Annotated in this window: 1 protein-coding gene; it reads left to right on the top strand. The window is 68.1% G+C overall.

What is annotated here, in order from left to right; translation table 11 throughout:
- Nucleotides 1-209, top strand: a 209-nt coding sequence (locus tag ADL25_RS52300; RefSeq protein WP_420711388.1) for a hypothetical protein, incomplete at its 5' end; no start/stop codon positions are given.
- Nucleotides 210-573: the final 364 nt, after the last annotated feature.

Below are 573 nucleotides of genomic sequence, written 5' to 3'. Positions count from 1 at the left end.
TAATGTTCGGATTGCGGGTCACGTCGTCCGCCGGTGAAAACGACGATGAAAAGCCTGATGGCGGCGCCACCCTCCATCCGGTCCTTGGTGAGGCGCCCGCCTTCAGTCCGCGGGCGTCGGCGAACCGGTTCCTGTCGTCTCCGATCTCGGCCGGCACCCAGGTGCCGATGCCGGGAAAGCTGAGGAGGATCTCAGCGTCTGGATGCTGAGGCAATGCCTCCTCCACCGCCCTGGCGAGGTCGTCGGCCGCGGTGCAGGCGGCCTCCAGTTGGATGAGGAGGCGAGCATGTGCTCGCCGAGTGCGTCCTCGACGAGTGCCGGTTGGTGGGCCCAGTCGGCCCGGAAGACGCTACGGACGCGGTCGGCCTCGGTCTCGATGCCCCGCTTGCGGCCGCGCCGGCCCGGACCACACAGCCCGCTGCCGGCCGGAGGTCGCGTCGTAGCCCGGCATCCGGCTTCACCAAGTTCGGGTGACGGGCGCCTCACCAAGGACCGGATGGAGGGTGGCGCCGCCATCAGGCTTTTCATCGTCGTTTTCACCGGCGGACGACGTGACCCGCAATCCGAACATTA

It is taken from the genome of Streptomyces sp. NRRL F-5122 (assembly GCF_001507435.1).
Lineage (GTDB): Bacteria > Actinomycetota > Actinomycetes > Streptomycetales > Streptomycetaceae > Streptomyces > Streptomyces lannensis.
The sequence above is the reverse complement of the archived record's forward strand: the minus strand, read 5'-3'. Positions and strand labels throughout refer to the sequence as shown.